This is a genomic window from Pseudoalteromonas sp. MB47 (assembly GCF_011319765.1).
Classification (GTDB): domain Bacteria; phylum Pseudomonadota; class Gammaproteobacteria; order Enterobacterales; family Alteromonadaceae; genus Pseudoalteromonas; species Pseudoalteromonas simplex.
Genome location: NZ_VFBD01000003.1, coordinates 26,859 through 46,145, shown reverse-complemented (window position 1 = coordinate 46,145; position 19,287 = coordinate 26,859). Strand labels below are relative to the sequence as shown.

The window sequence follows — 19,287 nt, the reverse complement described above, 5'->3', positions numbered from 1 at the left end:
AGGTCCTATGTTTTTAACAGCAGGACCTTTTTTATGGCATACCCTCATGCAGTTGCAGCCCCTCAACTAGCGGATGCAAATCACGATGCATTGATTATTATCGGTGATGATTTTTCTTCTTTAGCAGACGCAAGCTTAAGTCAAGCTATTAGCGCTCAACAAGCTGTAGACGCACGTATTGGCAAACAAGTGACATTACTTGTAATTGACTCTAAACGCGTTATTTTAGCGCCTACAGGCCCTCTAAACCGTGATTATGATGATGTACGTCGTTACTTTGATGCAGCAAAGCAAGGTGTACTAGAAGCGAAAGCATCGGGTAGCACTCAGCCTGCAATTTTACTTGCTAACGTAAATCAAGATAGCCGTTACAAGCATGCCCTTGAAGTGGCTTATTTAGGTGCTTGCCAAGCGCTTTGGCAACCACTTGAGGCACGTGAGTTCCACGGCCAAGCGATTGAACCAGTTAGCCAAATTAGCCTAGTGGGTGCAGACGAGGCAATGAGCAAAGCGCTTAATGCTATTGCTGCAGGTCAATACGCTGCACGTGATTTATGTGGTACAGAGCCTGAGCGTATGGCACCACCTCGTTTTGCAGACTACTGCGTTGAGTTATTTGCTGGTAGTAAGGTGTCTGTTGAAGTGATTTCAGATATCAACACTATCGATAAAGATTACCCAATGATGAGCACCGTAGCGCGCGCATCTTATGCTGTTGAGCGTCATCACCCACGTGTTGTAAAACTAGAATACGTGCCTGAAGGCGATGTTGAGCGTACCTTAATGTTTGTTGGTAAAGGTTTAGTTTACGATACCGGTGGTGCAGACCTTAAAGTGGGTGGCTTTATGGCAGGTATGAGCCGCGATAAAGGCGGTGCTGCTTCGGTTGCTGGCTTTATGAAATCAGTGGCTGACTTTGCACCAAAAGGCGTAAAAGTGATTGCTTACTTAGCCGTAGTTCGTAACTCAATTGGTTCTGATTGTTTTGTTCCTGATGAAATCATTACTAGCCGCGAAGGTGTGCGTGTTCGTATCGGTAACACAGATGCTGAAGGCCGTTTAGCTATGGGCGACTTACTAAGCGAAATGAAAGATCGCGCTTTAAACGAAGTGAATCCAGAGCTATTCACTGTTGCAACACTAACAGGCCACGCAGCACGTGCTATGGGTCCTTACAGTGCGTATGTTGAAAATGGTCCAGCTCGCGCGGCGAAAATTTCGCGCCAAATTGCTGACTTAGGCGATTTGTGGGCAGATGCCGCAGAAGTATCTCGTAGCCGCCGTGAAGATTATGACTTCATTCGCCCTCGCACATTAGCTGATGACGTACTATCAAGTAACAATGCAGCTTCTGCTGTAACTGCACGTGGTCATCAGTTCCCGATGGCATTCTTAGCGATTGTTGGTGGTTTAGATAAGCATGGTACTGAATCAGCGCAGCCATTACCGTATGTTCATATGGATATCGCTGGCAGTGGTGTAGAAGGTGGTGATTGGCAACATGGCAAGCCTACCGCCGCAACAGTAAGCAGCTTATTCGCTCGTTATTGTTTGTAAGTTGTAAGTTTAAAAAGCATAAGCTTTAGACACAACCCTGTGCTCTAAAGCCTATGCTTGGTCAGGTTTAGTCTTTTATGTTCTTCTTTCGGTTTCTACGAATAAAGCACAGTGCGCCGAGCATTAGTGTAAAGTAACCTGATACACTGCCGCTTGCTTTATCATCTGGGGTTGCATGCTCTGGAATACCATCTTCATTGGTGATTGTGATTACTTCATCAGCGTATTTTTCATTGAATGATTCAGACTCTAATACGAGAGTGAAGCGTCTTGAACCATCTACCTCTGAATTATCAATAATGTCGATCGTAATGTCTTTTTGTGTTTCGCCTTGAGCAAAGGTAAGTACTTCATCAAGAGCTGTAAAATCAGTGCCGCCGACCGCGCTATCATCCGTCGTTTTTATACGAACTTTTGTTTCAAAATCGGTTGGATCGGATTTGATTATACCAACTAATAGTTGGCCGCTATTTTCTGATATTTGTGTGTCTGAAATGTCTAATTCATAGCTGAAATCAACATCGTTGTCTTCAATCGTTACAATTGATTCATTGAAGATTATGTCACTTTCATCAGATGCTAGTTTGATATTAAAAGAGCGAGAACCATCAACTTCATTATTATCAAATATATTTATAGCTAGTTCTTTTTCAGTTTCTTGGCTCGAAAAAGTAAGGGTCTCATCAAGTGCTGTATAATCTTCTCCAGCAATAGCATCCACGTCTTCGGTGTAAATTCGTATTTTCGAACTACTATCTAAGCCAGAGTTTTTAATGACCTTGAATGTTACTTCATTTTCGTCTTCGGCTATATTGAGAGTATTACTATTAAATTCATAATCTTGCTGAGGTTGAGTGCCCGAAACAGTGAAAAGATCAAATGACGCATCACCTTTTTCACCTTCTATGATATGACTTAGTCTCAGCTGTGCGGGAGTTGTTCTGTAGTTAGATAGATCAACCGTCACTTTTTCCCAAATGTCGCCGTCGGAGTGTTGTTGGCCTTCTTTTCGCCATAACTCAGCCCACGTTTGCGCATTATCGGCGGATACCTCGATAATACTAGTTCCCATATCTTTGCCGTGCATATTGAAGTAAAACTCCAATGTCGGTTTTTCGATGAAGCTCAAGTCATAGCAAGGGCTTAAGTAGTTTAATTTGTCACCTTTTTTGGCATATACAATGTCATCAAAATCAGTGTCATCCCGTTTGCTACTATCAATTTGTAAATAGCTGTGCCCCTCAAAGGGTTCATCAGCACCTGTTCTGCTTGAATTTGAATCAGGTGAGGTTCTAAAAAAGAAGCCGTTATTAGCTACATCTTGAACCCATGGCTGCGCTATTTCTTGATTAAAATTAAAGCCATCTATATGTGGGAATTGAGTAACTATAATTGAGTTTTCGCAGTTTGGTACGGTTCTACCTTCACCAAATTGATTAAAAAGATGGTATTTATCTCTTTGCAAAACGTACTGCATACGGTCTATTTGTTGTGCAGAAAAGTGCGTACGGCAGGTATTTTTTCCTTGGCTCATTATGTTTTTGGCATCAGGGGCGTAGGGAGTACCTTCTTCATCTTCGGCAGAGCCTGTGTATTCGCAATTTTCAATATCATCATCTAAGTCATCAAAAGAAGGAGGGGTGTCGATTATCTGGTCACCGTACAAGTAGCCACGTTCACCGATTTGCACTGAAATAGGTTCATCATCACCATCGGCAAAGGTATGCAATAAACTGAGGTTATGGCCGATTTCATGTGCGAGTGTCGTTGTAACAAGATCTTCTGTATCAATTAACACACCATCTACGCCAAAGTAAGGAAAAAACGCATTACCATTGACGCCATCAAAGTCTGCGACCATGACATTTAAAGCTGATTTATCAAAATAAGGCTCAATAAATAACACTCTATTGTCTGGTGAGTAATCGTCGTCATAAAAACCAGGCATCTCTTCGTTGGTTACGAAGTCAGTAGATTTATAGTGATATGAGTAACCTGTACCTTGATAATGTGAATTTAAGTTTTCAATTGATTGCTCAATAGTGGCTTGGTCAACTTTGGCATTAGCGCCATCTTTATCGGTTGCTGCAACTATAAAGTGTAATGGAATTTGTTTTGTTTGAGTTGTATCTGCCAGCGCTTGATTAGTTACTCCGAGTAGCGAGTAAGTGCAAATTGCAGCTAACATAGTACGCTTTAAGTGTGTGTTCTTTTTGGGGTGTATGTTTCTTGAAGGCACTTTGGTATCGCTCCTTATTATTTTTGTAATAGTGATTAAATGCCAATGGCAATTTAATTCAGCACACCCCATTAGTTCCTTTTTAATTTATTTATGTAAATCTCGTTAATATCTATTTATCATCTTTTTTTTATCTATTTAATAAAGATCTAATTAAATCAGTGGGTTGAATTTTTAGTGGCTTCAAAAATTACTAGGGGATAAAAAAGAAAGGTTATAGAAAAACCCCGCAAACCATTGCAGGGCTTTTGAAGTGCTGTGATCAATCGAGTTTGAAACGGTTAACTACATCGCTCAATGCTTGTGAGCTATGCTTTAAATTATCACTGGCGTTGGAAAGTCCTTGGGTATTCGACAGTGATTGCTCGGTTGATTGTGAAAGCTCATTAATCCGCAAGTTAACTTCATCTGCGGCGCTGGTTTGTTGCTCGGTAGCGCGAGCAATTTGGCTGTTCATATCTTTGATAATAGTGACTAGTCGTTCAATTTCACTAAGGGAGCTATTTGCTTCACCTGCCTGTGAAACCGTTTCACTTGATAACTGCTGACTTGCTGATACAGCATCAACAGCAGCTTGTGCACCGGTTTGTAGTTTACTGATCATAGCTTGAATTTCATCGGTACTTTTACCTGTACGGCTTGCCAAAGTTCTCACTTCGTCAGCTACAACGGCAAAGCCTCGACCTTGCTCACCAGCACGTGCTGCTTCAATGGCTGCATTGAGTGCCAGTAAGTTGGTTTGCTCTGCAATGCTGCGGATAACATCAAGCACTGAGCCTATGTTGTTACTCTCTGCAGCAAGGTCGGCAGTAACCTTACTCACTTGTTCAATGTTACGTGACAAGGTTTCAATGGCGGTGATGGTCTTGTTAAGAACCTGCTTGCCTGCTTCGGCATTTTGTGCAGCTTCGTTAGCGGCATGCTCAGCTTGTTCAGCATTCTGACTGACATCATGAATTTGATGGGTCATTTGTTCCATCGCCGTGGCCACTTGAGTTGAGCTGTCGTTTTGCAGTTCTATAAATGAATGATTGGTTTTGCTGGCATCATCAACGCTGTGGGCAAACTGATTCACTTGCTCTGCGTTGTCGGCAACATGTTTTAGTGACTCACGCATTTTGGCCGTGTACAAATTAAAGTAGCGCGACAAACGAGACACTTCATCATTGCCGTTTTCATCAAGCTTTTGAGTTAAATCACCTTCACCTTGTGAGATATCTTTCATCATATTTGCGGCAAGTTGTGTCGGACGAAGAATGCTATTGGCAATTAGGTAGCTAAGCGCAACCAGTAGGGCAATAATCACTACCGCGGTGATAATGACATGGGTACGAAGTGACGAGAAGGCCTCTTCAATGGTATCAATGTAGACACCAGAGCCAACAATCCATTGCCACTTTGCAAACCCTTTTACGTAGGCAATTTTATCAACGGGCTGATCTTTACCTGGCTTTGGCCACTTATAGGGAATAAAACCCTCTCCTTGTTTTTTGACGATATTAACCATATCGACAAATAACAACACACCATCTGGATCTTTACTGCCCGCTAGCGATTTACCATTTAATTCTGGCTTAAACGGGTGCATGACCATAACGGGTTCATAATCGTTGATCCAAAAGTAATTGTTATTGTCATAACGTAGTGCAGAAATTGTTTCGAGGGCTGCTTGCTTGGCTTGTTGCTCACTCAGCTTACCTTGCTCAAACAACGCATAGTTATGCTCGATAATAGAGTAGGCTGACTCAACAAGGTTTTGGGTTTTTATGTATTGCTCTTGCTTTAGCGAGCTGTATTGCTGCGTTAAACTCGAGACGCTCAAAAATATCAGCCCTATCACGACCACACTCACTAACATGGCGAGGCGCTGAAAAATTGTAAAACGGCGTAAGTAATTCATGTGTGTTCCTTCGTCATGCTCATAAGAGCAATGTATTAAGCGTAGCCAAAATAGGTCGAAAATCTAGTTAAATAGTAGAATACATTGAGACAAAAAAAAGGCTGATTTAACAATCAGCCTTTAGTCTAAGTTACCGAAATTAAACGTGATTACTCAACGTTAAAGTGTCGGTTGAAGAAACTTGTGATGGTTTGGTGTAAGTGCGTTTGTACGCTCTTGCCACGTAAACTGTGTTTTGAGCCCGGGTAAGTCATCATTTCGAACTGTTTTTCTTGATCTTGCAGTTGTTTGAATAACTTAGTGGCGTGAGTGAATAACACGTTATCATCAGCCATACCGTGATAAATCATCAGCGGGCCTTTTAAGCCTTCAGCATACGGGAAAACTGCACTTGCTTCGTAACCTTTCGCGTTAGTTGCAGGGTGACCTACATAACGCTCAGTGTAGTGAGTGTCGTAAAGTGCCCAATCAGTAACTGGCGCACCAGAAACACCGGCTTTGAAGTAGTCGCCCGCTTTAAACATGGTCATAAGCGCCATGTAACCACCGTAGCTGTGGCCATAAATACCAATACGCTCAGGATCAACGTAATCAAGGGTGCGTAAGAACTCGACACCTTTGATTTGGTCTGCCACTTCAGCCACACCTAAGTGCTTATAAATCACGTCTTCAAATTTTTTACCACGGTTGTATGAACCACGGTTATCAAGTTGGAAAATAACATAGCCTTGTTGTGCCATGTACTGGAAGTATAAGTTTTTACTACGCCAGCTGTTCGTTACACGCTGAGCATGAGGGCCGCCATACACGTTAACAATAACTGGGTGCTTTTTACCGTCTTGGTAATTAGTTGGCTTGAATAAACGGTAATGCATGATTTGCCCGTCTTCAGCCGTTAGTGTGCCGTATTCTGGGGTGATCAAATCAGCTAGGTAAGGCGTTAATGGGTGTGACTTATCTAACTTGTTTTCTTCAAGCCAAGTGATAAATTCGCCATTAATTTTACGTAATGCCGCAGAGCCAGGCTTATTCACTGATGAGCTGTTATCGATAAAGGTTTTGTTATCTTTAGCAATTACCACATTATGGTAAGCACCTAGCTCAGTTACGCGCTTAATTTCGCCTTTTTTGAATAGCGGTACGCTGTAAAGGTGGCTCTCAAGTGCTGTGTCTTTACGACCTGCAAAATACACGATGCCTTTTTTCTCATCGATACCTTTTAAGCTATCAACAACCCATTCACCTTGGGTGATTTGACGGATCATTTCACCGTTTGTGCGGTATAAATAAAGGTGTTTAAAACCGTCGCGCTCAGATGCCCAAACGAAATGCTTTTTATCGTTTAAGAATTGCAAATCAAAGTGTAGGTTAATCCAAGTATCACTGGTTTCTGTTAGGGCAACCGTTTGTTTTTTAGTGTCGCTATTATAAAAACGTAACTCTAAGTTATGTTGCGAGCGGTCTTGCCACTGATAAGAAAGCGTTTTGTTATCTTTTAACCATTTTGCGCGAGCGATATAGATATCTTGATCGTCGCCTAAATCAACCCAGTCAGTTTTTTGATTGTTGATGCTTACAACACCTAACTGAATTTTAACGTTGTCGGTACCTGTAAACGGGTAGCGTTGGTTAAAAAGCTTTACTTCATCGGCGTAAATCTCATTACGGATCGCTTCTTTTACTGGGCTTTCATCAACACGGGTATAAGCGATTTTAGACTCATCACCAGACCACCAGTAGCCAGTCATACGGCCCATTTCTTCTTGCGCAACAAACTCGGCCATACCGTTTTTAATAACACCGCCACCATCTTTACTTAATTGGATTTCTTGACCCGTTTTTAAGTTAAGTGCGTATAGGTTTTGCTCACGAATAAACGATACGAAGTGCCCTTTAGGTGAGAAGCGTGCATCGGTTTCAAATGCGTCTGTGTCGGTTAATTTGCGGCTTTTAGCTGAGGCAAGCTCGTAATAGTAAAGGTCGCCATTAAGTGGGAATAAAAGCGCTTTACCATCTTTAGACCATTTATATTCTAAGATCCCTTTACCAAAAATACGTTGGCGCTCACGGCGTGCTTTTTCTTCATCAGATAAGTTTTCTGGACCAGAAAATAGCGCAGCAGAGTCAACTAATAAGCGGTTTTTGTTATCTTTTAAGTTGTATTCCCATAGATCGTAGCGGTTGTAATCATCGGTTTTACCTTGCAGGTAAGTGACACGACTGCCGTCTGGAGAGAATTTAAGTTGTACAGGCGCTTTGCCTGCTAAGCTTGGATCGTCAAAAATACGCTCAAGTGTGAGTGGTTCAGCAGTCACACTAAATGCAGTGGCCACCACTGGCAGAGCAAGTGAGAGAGATTTAATTTTTTTTAGCACAGGAGTACCTTCGCTCGAATAAAAACTGCCATGATGTTAATGGTAAGCTTAGGCAACTGCAACAAAATGCTATAAAGTAGGATTTGATTACCCAATATCAAAGGATTTATTGATGAAAAATACTGATACGTCGTTTTCTCTGGCCCCAGAACTACAACGCGACTGCATTGAACTTGCGGATTGGCCACTGTGTAAAGTATTGCTGATGAATGATAGCCAATACCCTTGGTTTATCTTAGTGCCAAGAGTTGCAGACGTTAAAGAGATTATCGATCTGTCTGAAGAGCTACAAATTACCTTATTACAAGAGTCAGGCAAACTGAGTAAGTTGTTACAACAGGTATTCAGCCCAGACAAACTCAATATAGCAGCATTGGGTAATATGGTGCCGCAATTACATGTTCATCATATTGCACGCTTCACTACCGATCCGGCTTGGCCTGCGCCTATTTGGGGTAAATTACCGGCAGTTCCATATAGCGATGAACAAATAGAGCAACTAAGAGCACATTTTTAATCAATCATATTAAATTGCGCTAAGCTAAGTAGATGCGAAAAATAAGAGACTAATAAAAGTGAAAAGCACAGTAATAGCCGTATTGGCTTTTCTATGTTCATTTTCCGTAACAGCAAAAAGTTATTACTTTGTTGGGAGCCATTTCCCCGCAATCTTAGAACAAGATCAACAAGGTACAGTGATTGGTTTAGGTGCTGATATTGCTCATGAAATTTGTCGACGCCTTGGGCATGAACTCGTCATCGATATCATGCCACTAAAGCGTGCTTTAAAAATGGTTGAGCAAGGCCATGCAGATGCCATTATCGGTCCTTATAAGTCTCTTCAACGTCAACAATATATGCAATTTAGTGCCTTGCCATTTTATGAAGATCCTATTGTCTTTTTTACCAAAAAAAATAGCGATGTAACTTGGGCTGGTAATTTCGCAAGCTTACGTAAAGACGTGATTGGTATTACTCGGGGTTGGAATTATGGTTCAGAATTTAAACGCAATAAATCAAGTTTAACTTTGTCAGAAGTGGCGAGTGTTAAAGCTAGTTTTTTACAGTTAATGCACAATCGAGTTGATCTAGTGATGACTCACCCGCGAGCTGCTCTTCCGATTATTGATGATTTATCAATTTCTAGTAAGGTTATCATGCTGTCGCCAATCATTACGGTGAATCAAGGCTATTATGGTTTCACTAAGCAACGGGAGCTTAATGAGTTTATAGATGACTTTAATTCAGAGTTTAATAAGATGTTGATTAGTGGTGATATAGTCCAGCTGAATAGCAAATATGGATTAAGTTTTGTCGCACGAGAATAATAAAAAACGCTGCAATTGCAGCGTTTTTTATATCAGACAAGGCTGGTATTAAAGGTCTAATACTTCTTTGCCTTGTTTGAAAGTAACATCAACTGGGATATTAGCTTGGCTTAATTTTTCTAAATCTTTCGCTAGCTCTGCTTTGATCTCACCATGAGTTGCGATTAGCTGATCAACTTTTTGGTAATCACCGTCACCTTGAATCGTTAAGATTAAGCGCGATAGTTTTTCCATTGCTTGGCTCATTTTCTCCATGTTAACGCTGTATAAGCCGTCAGCATTTTTAGAAAATGCGCCTTCTTCAGCGAAGAAGTTAAAGCGGATCATATTCGCTTTACCATGTGCGCTTGAAGCACCAAAACGCACTGAACGGAAGATACCAGCCATAAAGGTGATGTAGTAATCTTCTAATGTACCGTCAGTGATCTCGCCTTTCTTAAGTAATTGCTCAACCATGTAAAGACCTAAGATATCCGCTTTACCTTCTTCAAGGGCACTTGCATGCTCTTGCAATGATTGGCGAACAGTACCCTTACCCGTAATGGTGTTTTTAATGCCTAAACCGTGCGCTACTTCGTGGAACATAGTGTTTGCGAAGAAAGCGTCAAAGGTAATGTGTTTACGTTGCTCAGGAACAATTAGCTGCTCTGAAATAGGCACTAAGATTTTATCGAACTTAGCACGCATTGCGTTTTTAAGCTGTAAACGACGTGTTCCTTTTTCTAGCTGTACTTGCTCATCATTTGGCAAGTTGATAGCAATTGTTTTACTACCCGCATTTGAGTGGCCTGCGTAATAAACGACATCATAAGCATTTAAGTCAGCGTCTGAACCTGGGACTTCTTGCTTATATTTTTCGTCTACAGGTAAACCTTTTTGTAGCTCTGGTAAGAAAGCAGCGAATTTAGCTAAACGCTCGCTCCATGCCAAGTCTTTGATTAGTACATAAGATTCATACGCCGCACGGTAACCAAATAGTTGATCTTCATAGGTTTCAATAGGACCAATAACCACATCAATAGGGTTATTTTTCATATCCATCCATGCAAAATCAGATGGTTGAAAGTCATCATTTACTAGTGCATCTGCACGCATGCTTAAGTAGTTAGCGAATTCTTTATCATCAGCTAGCTTGCTTGCTTCACGTAACAAGTTGGCTGCTTTTTCTAGCTCTTGTGCGTACTCAACAGAGTAAGCCACACTGTAAAGAAGGCCTTTCTCGTCACGTTTGATCACTGAGTAAAGACCTGTTTTGTCATCAACGATTGCGTTGTTTAATTCTTCTTTAGTGATATCGCTTGGGTAAAATTCAGCGCCTAGAGGCTTTTCTTCATAACCTGATAAGAAAACTTGGTCGCCGTTTAAGCGATCCCAAGGGCCGTAGTTGATATCTGCAAACTTCTGAACTTTTTCATCATTGATTTTTGCTAAGAAAGCGTCTTTGTTCTCACCAAATGCTTGGCGCCAGAATAGCTCATCCATAATTTTTGAGGCATCGATCAACTTACCAACCATTTGCTTTTGGTTATCACTCAGGTGGCTAAGATCAGAAGTAAGTGTGAAGTCTGTGTAAATGTCTAAACGGTTTTCATCTGCATTGATAAGTTGTGGGTTGTTCTGTTCAATACTTTGCTTTGTTTGCTCTGCAGCAGGCTGAGTTTGAGAAGTGGTTGCTTGCTGATCAGAACATGCACCAAGAAAAACAGCACCTGATAAGATAAGTGCTTGGCTAATTTTATTTAATGTCATTTTGCCCGTTCCCGATTTTAGTGAGAGTCATTGTTATTAAAACAAAAAGTGTATGCATTAAAGCAAACCTGCCATATACATGGCAAGTATACAGCGCTAGAAGCGATATTTATTTATCAGTTACATGATTAAAAAGCATAAAAAGAGATAATTTCTGTGATTTTCTTAACTTTAGCGTTAAGTTAGACAATACTAAAACAAGAACTAATCTAATAATGTCAGTCATTAGTTTGTCTTTATTTTGGCAAACTAACCCAAGAGGATGGCACGCATATGTCAACAGAGAATGCATTACTGACCATATTGGTCGACAGAATAAATAATGACACTTTAGTGTTACCGACATTACCTGAAGTTGCAGTAAAAGTGAGGCAAGCAGCAGATAACCCAGAAGTAAACTTGATGGATATGGCAGATGTTATCTCCCATGATCCAGCGTTATCGGCACGAATGATTAAAGTGGCCAACAGTGCATTTATGGGGCGCTCAGTTAAAGTCACCAATCTTCATCAAGCCGTCACACGAATTGGTCTACGTCAAATCAAAAATATTGCCACCGCAATGGCGATGGAACAATTGTTTGTATCGCATAATGAGCTGATAAAAGGGTATATGGATAAAGCATGGCAAAAAACCCTTAAAGTTGCATGTCACTCAATTACTCTAATGGACTTTTTCTTACGTCGAAATAAGCAAACATCACTGAACCGAGATACCATTACGCTAGCTTCATTAGTCTATAACATAGGCGTGTTGCCAATTTTGACTGAGGCTGAAAAGCACCCTGAAGTTTTTGCAAATCCAAGTTTTTTGGCACACGCTATCCAAAAGTTAGGAGGCAAAGTAGGTGGCGCAATTATGCGTGCTTGGGGCTTTACTGATGAGTTCGTCGAAGTTGCTGAAAGCTGGGCAAATCCAAACTATCGTCCAGAGCATATATGCTATGTTGACTTTATTCGTATTGGCGCGATTTTAGAAGGCATCTTGCAGGTTTCTGACAAATCGGCAGCATTGCAAACATATGTAGATAAAGGCGTAATAGAATCGCTTGAGTTATTTAATGAAGACGAATATCACGATATGCTTGATGAGGTCAAAGCCATTTTTACTGAATAGCTAAAAACACAAAGCGCGACCAAGTCGCGCTTTTTGTTAATTAACATTTAGGTTAATTTTATAAATCTTCAGCGTCGCCTAAGCCTTGGGTCAGCTCTTCTAGCAACTGTTTAATTTCTTCTGACGCTAAGATGAAGTCTGCATCAAGTTTTACCGCCATATCTTCTTTTGGAATGTCGGCGTTTTCTTCTTTTAATGTTTCTGAATAGCTTAGACGCTTAATCGAGCCATCGTTTTGTAGCATGAACTTAACGCGTTCTTGCCAATCAAGAGCCAGTTTAGTTACGCGCTTACCATTTTCTAGGTGTGACTTTACTTCGTCACATGATAAGTCATGGCCTTTCAATTTAACCTGAGCACCACTGTCATCGGCTTCTTCAAGCTCTGCATCGTTACCGATAGAGAAGCCTTCAGGAGTGCTGAAGTTAGTTAACCAATCTGTTAAAAATACATCTAAATCATAATTAGCAAATGCAGGTACGACAGGTAGCGTGCCAAGTGATTTACGAAGTAGGGCTAAAAGCTCTTCTGCTTTATTAAAGCTTGCGCTGTTAACGACAACCCAGCCATTCTTTTGGTCAATAAACGCAAACTGTAGGCTCGACTTTTTAAATGCTTGAGGCAGTAAAGTGTGCAGAATATTTTCTTTTAGTTCGTCTTTTTCTTTTTTCTTTACCGGACGGTTTTCTTCCGCTTCGATTTGCTCAACTTTCTCTGCAACCAATTCGTTGATAACGGCCGCAGGCAGTACTTTTTCTTCACGCTTAGCGCATACTAAAATGCTGTCTTGAGAGAAGTGAGATAGAGTTTGACCATGCTTACCAAAGGCTTTTGTCCAACCAAATGTTGAAAGCTCTTGGCCTGTACATGAGCGGAACAGATCTTGTTCTAGGGCTTTGTCGAAGTCTTCTTGAGAGTATGAAACGTCTTGTTTAAAACGGTAGCAGATAAGGTTACTAAACCACATAATTAGGCTAATCCTTTCAATAAATTTGCCCAATCATAACAATAAAAAACTGATGCCGAAATGAATCATTTCGCCATCAGTACGAATTGCTTATGAGTTAAACATTGAAAGCGGTTTAGGCATGTTTTTTGGGAAACTAATATGGTAATGCAAGCCTTTTCCAACTTCGCTTGTTACTTCTATATCACCGCCAAGGGTTTGCTTCACTAAGTTTAAAGTGATATGAGTACCTAACCCACTGCCACCCTGATCACGCTTGGTTGTGAAGAACGGATCAAACAGTTTTTCTAGCTGATGTTCGGATACACCATTACCATTATCTTTAAAGTCGATAACGACTTCATCTTCTTCGTCTTTAATTATGATATCTATGATGCCACTTTCAATACCTTCAAAGCCATGAATAAGTGCGTTCATGATCAAGTTTGTAAAAATTTGGCTAATAGCGCCTGCAGGCAGGTTGAGTGTTAAATCTTCAGGGCAATCTAAATTGATATGATGAGATGTTTTCTTTAGTTTTGGATGTAAAGAGCGGATCACTTCACCTAAATACTCTTTGAAATTAATCGTACGTACTGCTTCACTGGCTTGATCGACTGCAATTTGTTTGAAACTTGCAACCAACTCTGATGCACGGTCTAAATTACTAGTAAGTAAGCTAGTGCTTTGCTTGGCGTCATTAATAAACTCTTCAAGCGCTTTTGGTGATAGGGTTTTTTCTTTGTATGCCGCTTCAATCTGATCTAAACGTTCTTGTAAAAATGAAGTCGCAGTCACACCAATCCCGATTGGTGTATTTACATCATGGGTAATACCTGCAACTAAGCCGCCTAAAGCAGCCATTTTCTCGGAGCCGACTAGGCGCTCCTGTGCTAAGTTCAACTCATCAACATAGCGCTGTAACTCAGTTTGCTTGGTTATGAGTTCTTGTTCAGTTTGTTTACGAAGGTCTATCTCTTCAGTCAGTGTTAGCTTTTGTTTTTCTAATTCATATTTCTGTTGCTGCAAATCCATCATCGCTTGGCTAAGGTTAGATGTTTTGCGCGCGACTTCTTGCTCTAACTGTAAATTATGTTGGTCGAGTTTTTCATTACTAAGTACAAGCTCTTTCTGAGTATGTTCCAGTTCTTCTCGGTAGAGAACAACTTTATCTATTAAACGGTTAAAAGATTCTTCCATTACTTTTAATTCGTTGTGTTCAGTTGTGTGGATCTCGATATGGCGGCCTTCTAAATCGTTTAGTTCAAGATCTTCAATTTGTTCTGTAAATTGCGCAAGTGGTTCAGTTAAGCGTTTTCTAAACGCTAGTAAGAAAAGTATGATCAAAAAGGTGGTTTTGATCATTGCGTTACCGATTAGAAAATAAATAGAGATCATGATGCGGCTAAATACCACTTCTCGGCTTGAGAATAAGGTTACATCGCCTACTTGAGTTGTTTTACCCGAAAACTCAAAAATAAGCGGAAATGTATAGCCGAATAAACCGGATGGTGTATCTTCAATTATCGCTTCTTCTTGCACTAACTGCTGGCTATATAGCTCGTGAATATCTAATGAGCGACCTAATTGTGAGAGTACCTCGCCACTATCATCGCGCACAATAATGCCTTCGATCATAGGGATTGCGAGTAAGCCTTCAGCTGTTGTGATGGTTTGTTTATCGTTAAGTTCCCAAATTGCACGGGTTAAACTACGGCTAAATGTTTTTTGTAAAGTGGTTAATTCGTCACGAATGTAATCTTTAGTGTTTACATATTCAGCAATAACCTGCCCACAGGTCACTACAAAAGTGAGTAAGAAGTAGACCGAGAGCACATTTGTTAACAATTCTTTTGATAGGCTTTTCTGTAACATAGAATACCCATAGCTCCTTGGTTACATTTGTAATACATTCAATTAGTTCTAAAGTTAGCTAATAAACGGTTAAAAATAAATAAATAAATCCTTTTTTACTGGAGTATTTATAAATTGTTACTATTTTTTAAAAAAACTTAACCTTACTGCACCAATAAAAGTGTGTTATAAATTTCGCTCGTCTTTTACTTTAGCCTTTTTAGATGTTGTATTTGCTACAGCGAAGATTTTTATATTCATGAATAACCCTAATTTTTCAATACTGGTTTGTGATGATTCAAGTATAGCTCGCAAACAAGTAGTTCGGTGCTTAGGTAACTGTTTAAGTGCTGATATTCAACAAGCAACCAATGGTCGAGAAGCACTTGCTTTACTACGCGAGCAAAACTTTGATCTATTGTGTTTGGATTTAACTATGCCAGAGCTAGATGGTGTTGCTGTACTTGAAACGATCAAAGCAGAGAAAATAGAGTGCTTTGTTATAGTGATTTCAGCTGATATTCAAGCGCAAATGAAGCAAAAAGTAGTTAGTTTGGGAGCCATTGATTTCATCGATAAGCCAATAGATATTGTTCGACTGAAAGCAACTTTGCATAAATTTGGTATTCATTAATATTTTTTATAACAAAAGCGCATAATTTATCTTTTCTTTAAGGGTTGACAGCTTGGCTACATTTAAGGCAGTCTAAAGGCTATGAAAACATTTAATCACGCAACGACCATTATTATTACAACCATCATCCTTACGGGATAGTGGCATAGGTCGGTGCAACAAATTTATAGGCCTGTGTTCACTAGAACACAGGCCTTTTTCGTTTATGGAATGAGGAAACATAAATAATGCGAGTATTAAAATTTGGTGGGTCGTCCTTGGCCGACTACGCATGTTTGCAACAGGTAGCTCAGTTAGTCAAAGAAGAATTACGCGATGAAATGCTGTTAGTGCTGTCAGCACCAGGTGGCATGACAGATTCATTAGTAGCATTAGCAAGCGCCGCAGAGCAGGGGCAAGATTTTAGTGAGTTATGGCAAGCATTGGTTGCGCGCTGTGAACAATTAAAAGCTGCTGTTGAAGCTGACTTTGGTCAGGTAGTGAATTGGCCTGATTTAAACGAACTTAAGAATAAACTGGATGGTGTTGCACTTTTGAAGTGTTGCCCAGACCAAGTACGTGCTTATGCAATTAGTTTTGGTGAGCGCGTTAGTGTTGCCTTGATGGAGTGTATGCTTAACGAAAGTAATGCTCGTTATTTAGAAGCAACAGACTGTATAGCTTCAGTGGGTGGCTACATTGATGCTGAAGCTGACTTGGCCGCAAGTAAGTTACGTTTTCAAGCTGCATTAAAAGCGGCACCGAGCACAATTTATATCATGCCGGGTTTCACTGCTGCCAATGAGCAGGGGGAACTAACAACACTTGGTCGCAATGGTTCAGATTACTCAGCAGCTATTGCGGCAGCATGCCTAGAAGCTGATGTATGCCAGATCTGGACTGATGTTGACGGTGTTTACAATGCTGACCCGCGTTATATCAAAAAAGCATCTAAGGTTGATTCGTTATCTTATAAAGAAGCAATGGAGCTGTCTTACTTTGGTGCGAAAGTATTACACCCGAAAACGATTTTACCTTGTGCCAAAGCGGGTGTGCCGTGTGAGATCAAAAATACTCATAACCCACGCGCTGAAGGTTCAGTGATCAGTAACGACAGTGTGTCGAACGAGCCTGTTAAAGCGCTATCAAGTTTACAAAACCTCGCTATGTTAACCGTGTCTGGCCCAGGTATGAAAGGCAAAGTGGGTATGGCATCAAAAGTATTTAATGCATTGGCGCATGATAATGTGTCAATTGTACTAATCACACAATCTTCGTGTGAATTTAGTATCAGTTTCTGTGTGCATGAGAGCGACCTATCACTTGCTCTAGAAGCATTACAAACTGCTTTCGAATTAGAATCACAAGCCGGTTTAATCGAACCAGTTCAAGTACAGCGTAACCTTGCGATTGTAACCCTAGTTGGTGATAACATGCGTGCGCACAAAGGCTTAGCAGCTAAGTTCTTTGCTTCATTAGCTCAAGCGCAGGTTAACATTGTTGCTATTGCACAAGACTCGACTGAGAGTGCTATTTCAGCGGTTATCGATGGTGAACTATGCAACGACGCAGTGAAAGTGTGCCATGAGAACTTCTTTACTCACATTCCTTCAATCGATGTGTTTTTACTTGGCTGTGGCTTAGTAGGTCAAGAACTTATCCAGCAGTTAAAGCGTCAACAAGCATGGCTTGAAAAACGTAATATTAAACTGAACTTGTACGGTGTTGCTAATTCAAGGCAGCTTTATCTAGATAGCGAAGGCATTGCTTTTGATGGTTGGCAAGACAAATTAGCCGTGTCAGAGCAGGCATTTGATTTAAATTTGGTCGAGCAATTTGTTAAACAAAACCATTTAATTAACCCTGTGATCGTAGATTGTAGCTCAGCCGATAAGCTTGCTGGGCAATATGTTGATTTCTTGAATGCCGGTTTCCACGTTGTTGCGGCAAACAAAAAGGCCAATACTAGCTCGTATGCTTACTACCAAGATTTAGTTGCAGCGACACAGAAGAATAATCGTAAGTTTTTATACGAAACAAACGTAGGTGCAGGCTTACCAGTACTTGATAACCTGAAATCACTCTTTGGTGCCGGTGATGAACTTATTAAGTTCAGCGGTATCTTGTCGGGTTCATTATCGTATATGTTTGGTGCGCTACAAGATGGTTTATCACTTAGCGAAGCCACGTTAAAAGCAAAAGAAAGTGGTTTTACAGAACCAGATCCGCGTGATGATTTATCAGGCACTGATGTTGCTCGAAAACTACTGATCATTGCTCGTGAATCGGGTCTTGAGTTAGAACTAAGCGATATCGAAGTTGAATCTGTTTTACCAAAAGGGTTTGCAGAAGGTGATTCTGTAGCAGATTTCATGGCAAAACTACCATCACTTGATGCACAGTTTAACGACCGTATACAAAGTGCTGCAAGCGAAGGTAAAGTACTTCGTTATGTGGGTACTATTGAAAACGGTCAATGTAAAGTAGGCATTGAAGCCGTAGATAGTAACCATGCTCTTTATGATATCCGTGACGGTGAAAATGCACTGGCCATCTTAAGTCAATATTATCAACCTCGTCCGTTTGTTATCCGTGGTTATGGCGCAGGTGCTGAAGTAACGGCTGCAGGTGTATTTGCCGACATTTTAAAAACGTTAACACGTTAGGAGCTGGTCATGATCCGTGTATATGCACCCGCTTCAATCGGGAATTTTGCTGTAGGCTTTGATGCGTTAGGTGCTGCGCTAGCACCAATCGATGGCACCTTATTAGGCGATGTTGTAGAGGTGAGTGCCGCTGAGCAAGATACTTTTGTCTGCTCTGGCGACTATGCCCATAAACTGCCTGCTAATGCTGAAGAAAACTTGGCTTATCAATGCTTAATTCATTTTAAAGAACACGTTGCACCGACTATGCCAGCGGTAAAACTTGAGCTTAAAAAGAACCTACCAATTGGTTCAGGTTTAGGTTCGAGTGCCTGTTCTGTGGTGGCTGCGTTTGCAGCCCTTGATAAGTTCGCTGAAACCAACTTATCTCAAGAGCAACTTATCGAGTTGATGGCTGATTTTGAAGCCATTGTTAGTGGCGGTCGTCATTACGATAACATCACACCCTGTTATTTAGGTGGCTTGCAATTAACTGGTGAACTCATTCCCAACAAGTCAATTTCGTTACCTGTTGATAATCAATGGTATTACGTAGCGGCTTTTCCGGGATTTTCACTGAATACCGCAAAAGCGCGTTCGGTCTTGCCAACGCAATTATCAATGCACGACAGTGTTGAGTTCGCTCAGCGACTTTCTGCATTTAGCAGCTTATTGCTTACAGGTCGCTTTGACGCAGCGCTTTCCATTATGAGTGATGAAATCGCTGAGCCACATCGCGCACCGCTCATTCAAGGCTTTGCCGAAGCAAAGAGTGCCTTGCCAGAGCTTGGTGCAGAGATTGTCAGCATTTCTGGTGCGGGCCCAACATTATTTACCGTGTGTAAGAGCCTGGAAGCTGCTAAGCAGTGTGCAGCTTGGCTGAATGATAATTACATCAATGAGCAGGGCTTCTGCCACATCTGCCAACTTGATCAGCTTGGCACACGACAGCTTTAAAGAATTTA

At 40.9% G+C, this 19,287-nt stretch carries 13 protein-coding genes; 7 read left to right on the top strand and 6 right to left on the bottom strand.

The genetic code is table 11. The features are described 5' to 3' along the window. The first annotated feature begins 33 nt into the window (after positions 1-33). Positions 34-1,557: a leucyl aminopeptidase family protein gene (locus IMPJCBKJ_RS00480; protein WP_138600386.1), complete on the top strand. Its 1,524-nt coding sequence runs from the start codon at positions 34-36 to the stop codon at positions 1,555-1,557. A gap of 67 nt (positions 1,558-1,624) precedes the next feature. Here the strand turns inward: IMPJCBKJ_RS00480 and IMPJCBKJ_RS00475 are convergent, their stop codons facing one another. The 3 genes from IMPJCBKJ_RS00475 to IMPJCBKJ_RS00465 all read right to left on the bottom strand — a co-directional run bounded on the left by IMPJCBKJ_RS00475 (position 1,625) and on the right by IMPJCBKJ_RS00465 (position 8,071). After that, positions 1,625-3,745 carry a Calx-beta domain-containing protein gene (locus IMPJCBKJ_RS00475; RefSeq protein WP_054552590.1) on the bottom strand — a complete coding sequence of 707 codons (2,121 nt, stop codon included), beginning with the start codon at positions 3,743-3,745 and terminating at the stop codon, positions 1,625-1,627. Positions 3,746-4,058: 313 nt separating this feature from the next. Then, positions 4,059-5,696: a methyl-accepting chemotaxis protein gene (locus IMPJCBKJ_RS00470; RefSeq protein WP_138616072.1), complete on the bottom strand. Its 1,638-nt coding sequence runs from the start codon at positions 5,694-5,696 to the stop codon at positions 4,059-4,061. 149 nt (positions 5,697-5,845) lie between these two features. Beyond that, entirely contained in the window at positions 5,846-8,071 is a 2,226-nt protein-coding gene (locus IMPJCBKJ_RS00465) for a S9 family peptidase (protein ID WP_138600392.1), read from the bottom strand. Positions 8,072-8,183: 112 nt separating this feature from the next. Here IMPJCBKJ_RS00465 and IMPJCBKJ_RS00460 point away from each other — a divergent pair, with 112 nt between their 5' ends. Together IMPJCBKJ_RS00460 and IMPJCBKJ_RS00455 are read left to right on the top strand one after the other, a co-directional pair. Beyond that, on the top strand, positions 8,184-8,588 hold the full coding sequence (locus IMPJCBKJ_RS00460) for an HIT domain-containing protein (RefSeq protein ID WP_138600394.1): 405 nt from the start codon (positions 8,184-8,186) through the stop codon (positions 8,586-8,588). 58 nt (positions 8,589-8,646) lie between these two features. Further along, positions 8,647-9,399, top strand: a complete 753-nt coding sequence (locus IMPJCBKJ_RS00455) for a transporter substrate-binding domain-containing protein (RefSeq protein ID WP_054552586.1) — start codon at positions 8,647-8,649, stop codon at positions 9,397-9,399. 48 nt (positions 9,400-9,447) lie between these two features. Here the strand turns inward: IMPJCBKJ_RS00455 and IMPJCBKJ_RS00450 are convergent, their stop codons facing one another. Beyond that, positions 9,448-11,148: a Zn-dependent hydrolase gene (locus IMPJCBKJ_RS00450; RefSeq protein ID WP_166338140.1), complete on the bottom strand. Its 1,701-nt coding sequence runs from the start codon at positions 11,146-11,148 to the stop codon at positions 9,448-9,450. Between the two features lie 273 nt (positions 11,149-11,421). On the opposite strand from IMPJCBKJ_RS00450, the gene IMPJCBKJ_RS00445 reads away from it, so the two are divergent. Then, positions 11,422-12,264 (top strand): HDOD domain-containing protein, encoded by an 843-nt coding sequence (locus IMPJCBKJ_RS00445; protein WP_054552584.1) that lies wholly within the window; start codon positions 11,422-11,424, stop codon positions 12,262-12,264. A 58-nt stretch (positions 12,265-12,322) separates the two neighbouring features. Here IMPJCBKJ_RS00445 and rdgC read toward each other — a convergent pair whose 3' ends face one another. Beyond that, positions 12,323-13,231, bottom strand: coding sequence for a recombination-associated protein RdgC (gene rdgC / locus IMPJCBKJ_RS00440; RefSeq protein ID WP_054552583.1), 909 nt, complete (start codon positions 13,229-13,231; stop codon positions 12,323-12,325). Between the two features lie 90 nt (positions 13,232-13,321). After that, complete coding sequence (locus IMPJCBKJ_RS00435) at positions 13,322-15,085, bottom strand: HAMP domain-containing sensor histidine kinase (protein WP_054552582.1); 1,764 nt, start codon at positions 15,083-15,085, stop codon at positions 13,322-13,324. A gap of 238 nt (positions 15,086-15,323) precedes the next feature. Here IMPJCBKJ_RS00435 and IMPJCBKJ_RS00430 point away from each other — a divergent pair, with 238 nt between their 5' ends. The 3 genes from IMPJCBKJ_RS00430 (at position 15,324) to thrB (ending at position 19,279) form a co-directional block, all read left to right on the top strand. Further along, positions 15,324-15,698: a response regulator gene (locus tag IMPJCBKJ_RS00430; protein ID WP_138600400.1), complete on the top strand. Its 375-nt coding sequence runs from the start codon at positions 15,324-15,326 to the stop codon at positions 15,696-15,698. A 227-nt stretch (positions 15,699-15,925) separates the two neighbouring features. After that, complete coding sequence (gene thrA / locus IMPJCBKJ_RS00425; protein ID WP_166338138.1) at positions 15,926-18,343, top strand: bifunctional aspartate kinase/homoserine dehydrogenase I; 2,418 nt, start codon at positions 15,926-15,928, stop codon at positions 18,341-18,343. A 9-nt stretch (positions 18,344-18,352) separates the two neighbouring features. Then, positions 18,353-19,279, top strand: coding sequence for a homoserine kinase (thrB, locus tag IMPJCBKJ_RS00420; RefSeq protein WP_138615806.1), 927 nt, complete (start codon positions 18,353-18,355; stop codon positions 19,277-19,279). The last annotated feature ends 8 nt before the right edge of the window (positions 19,280-19,287 follow it).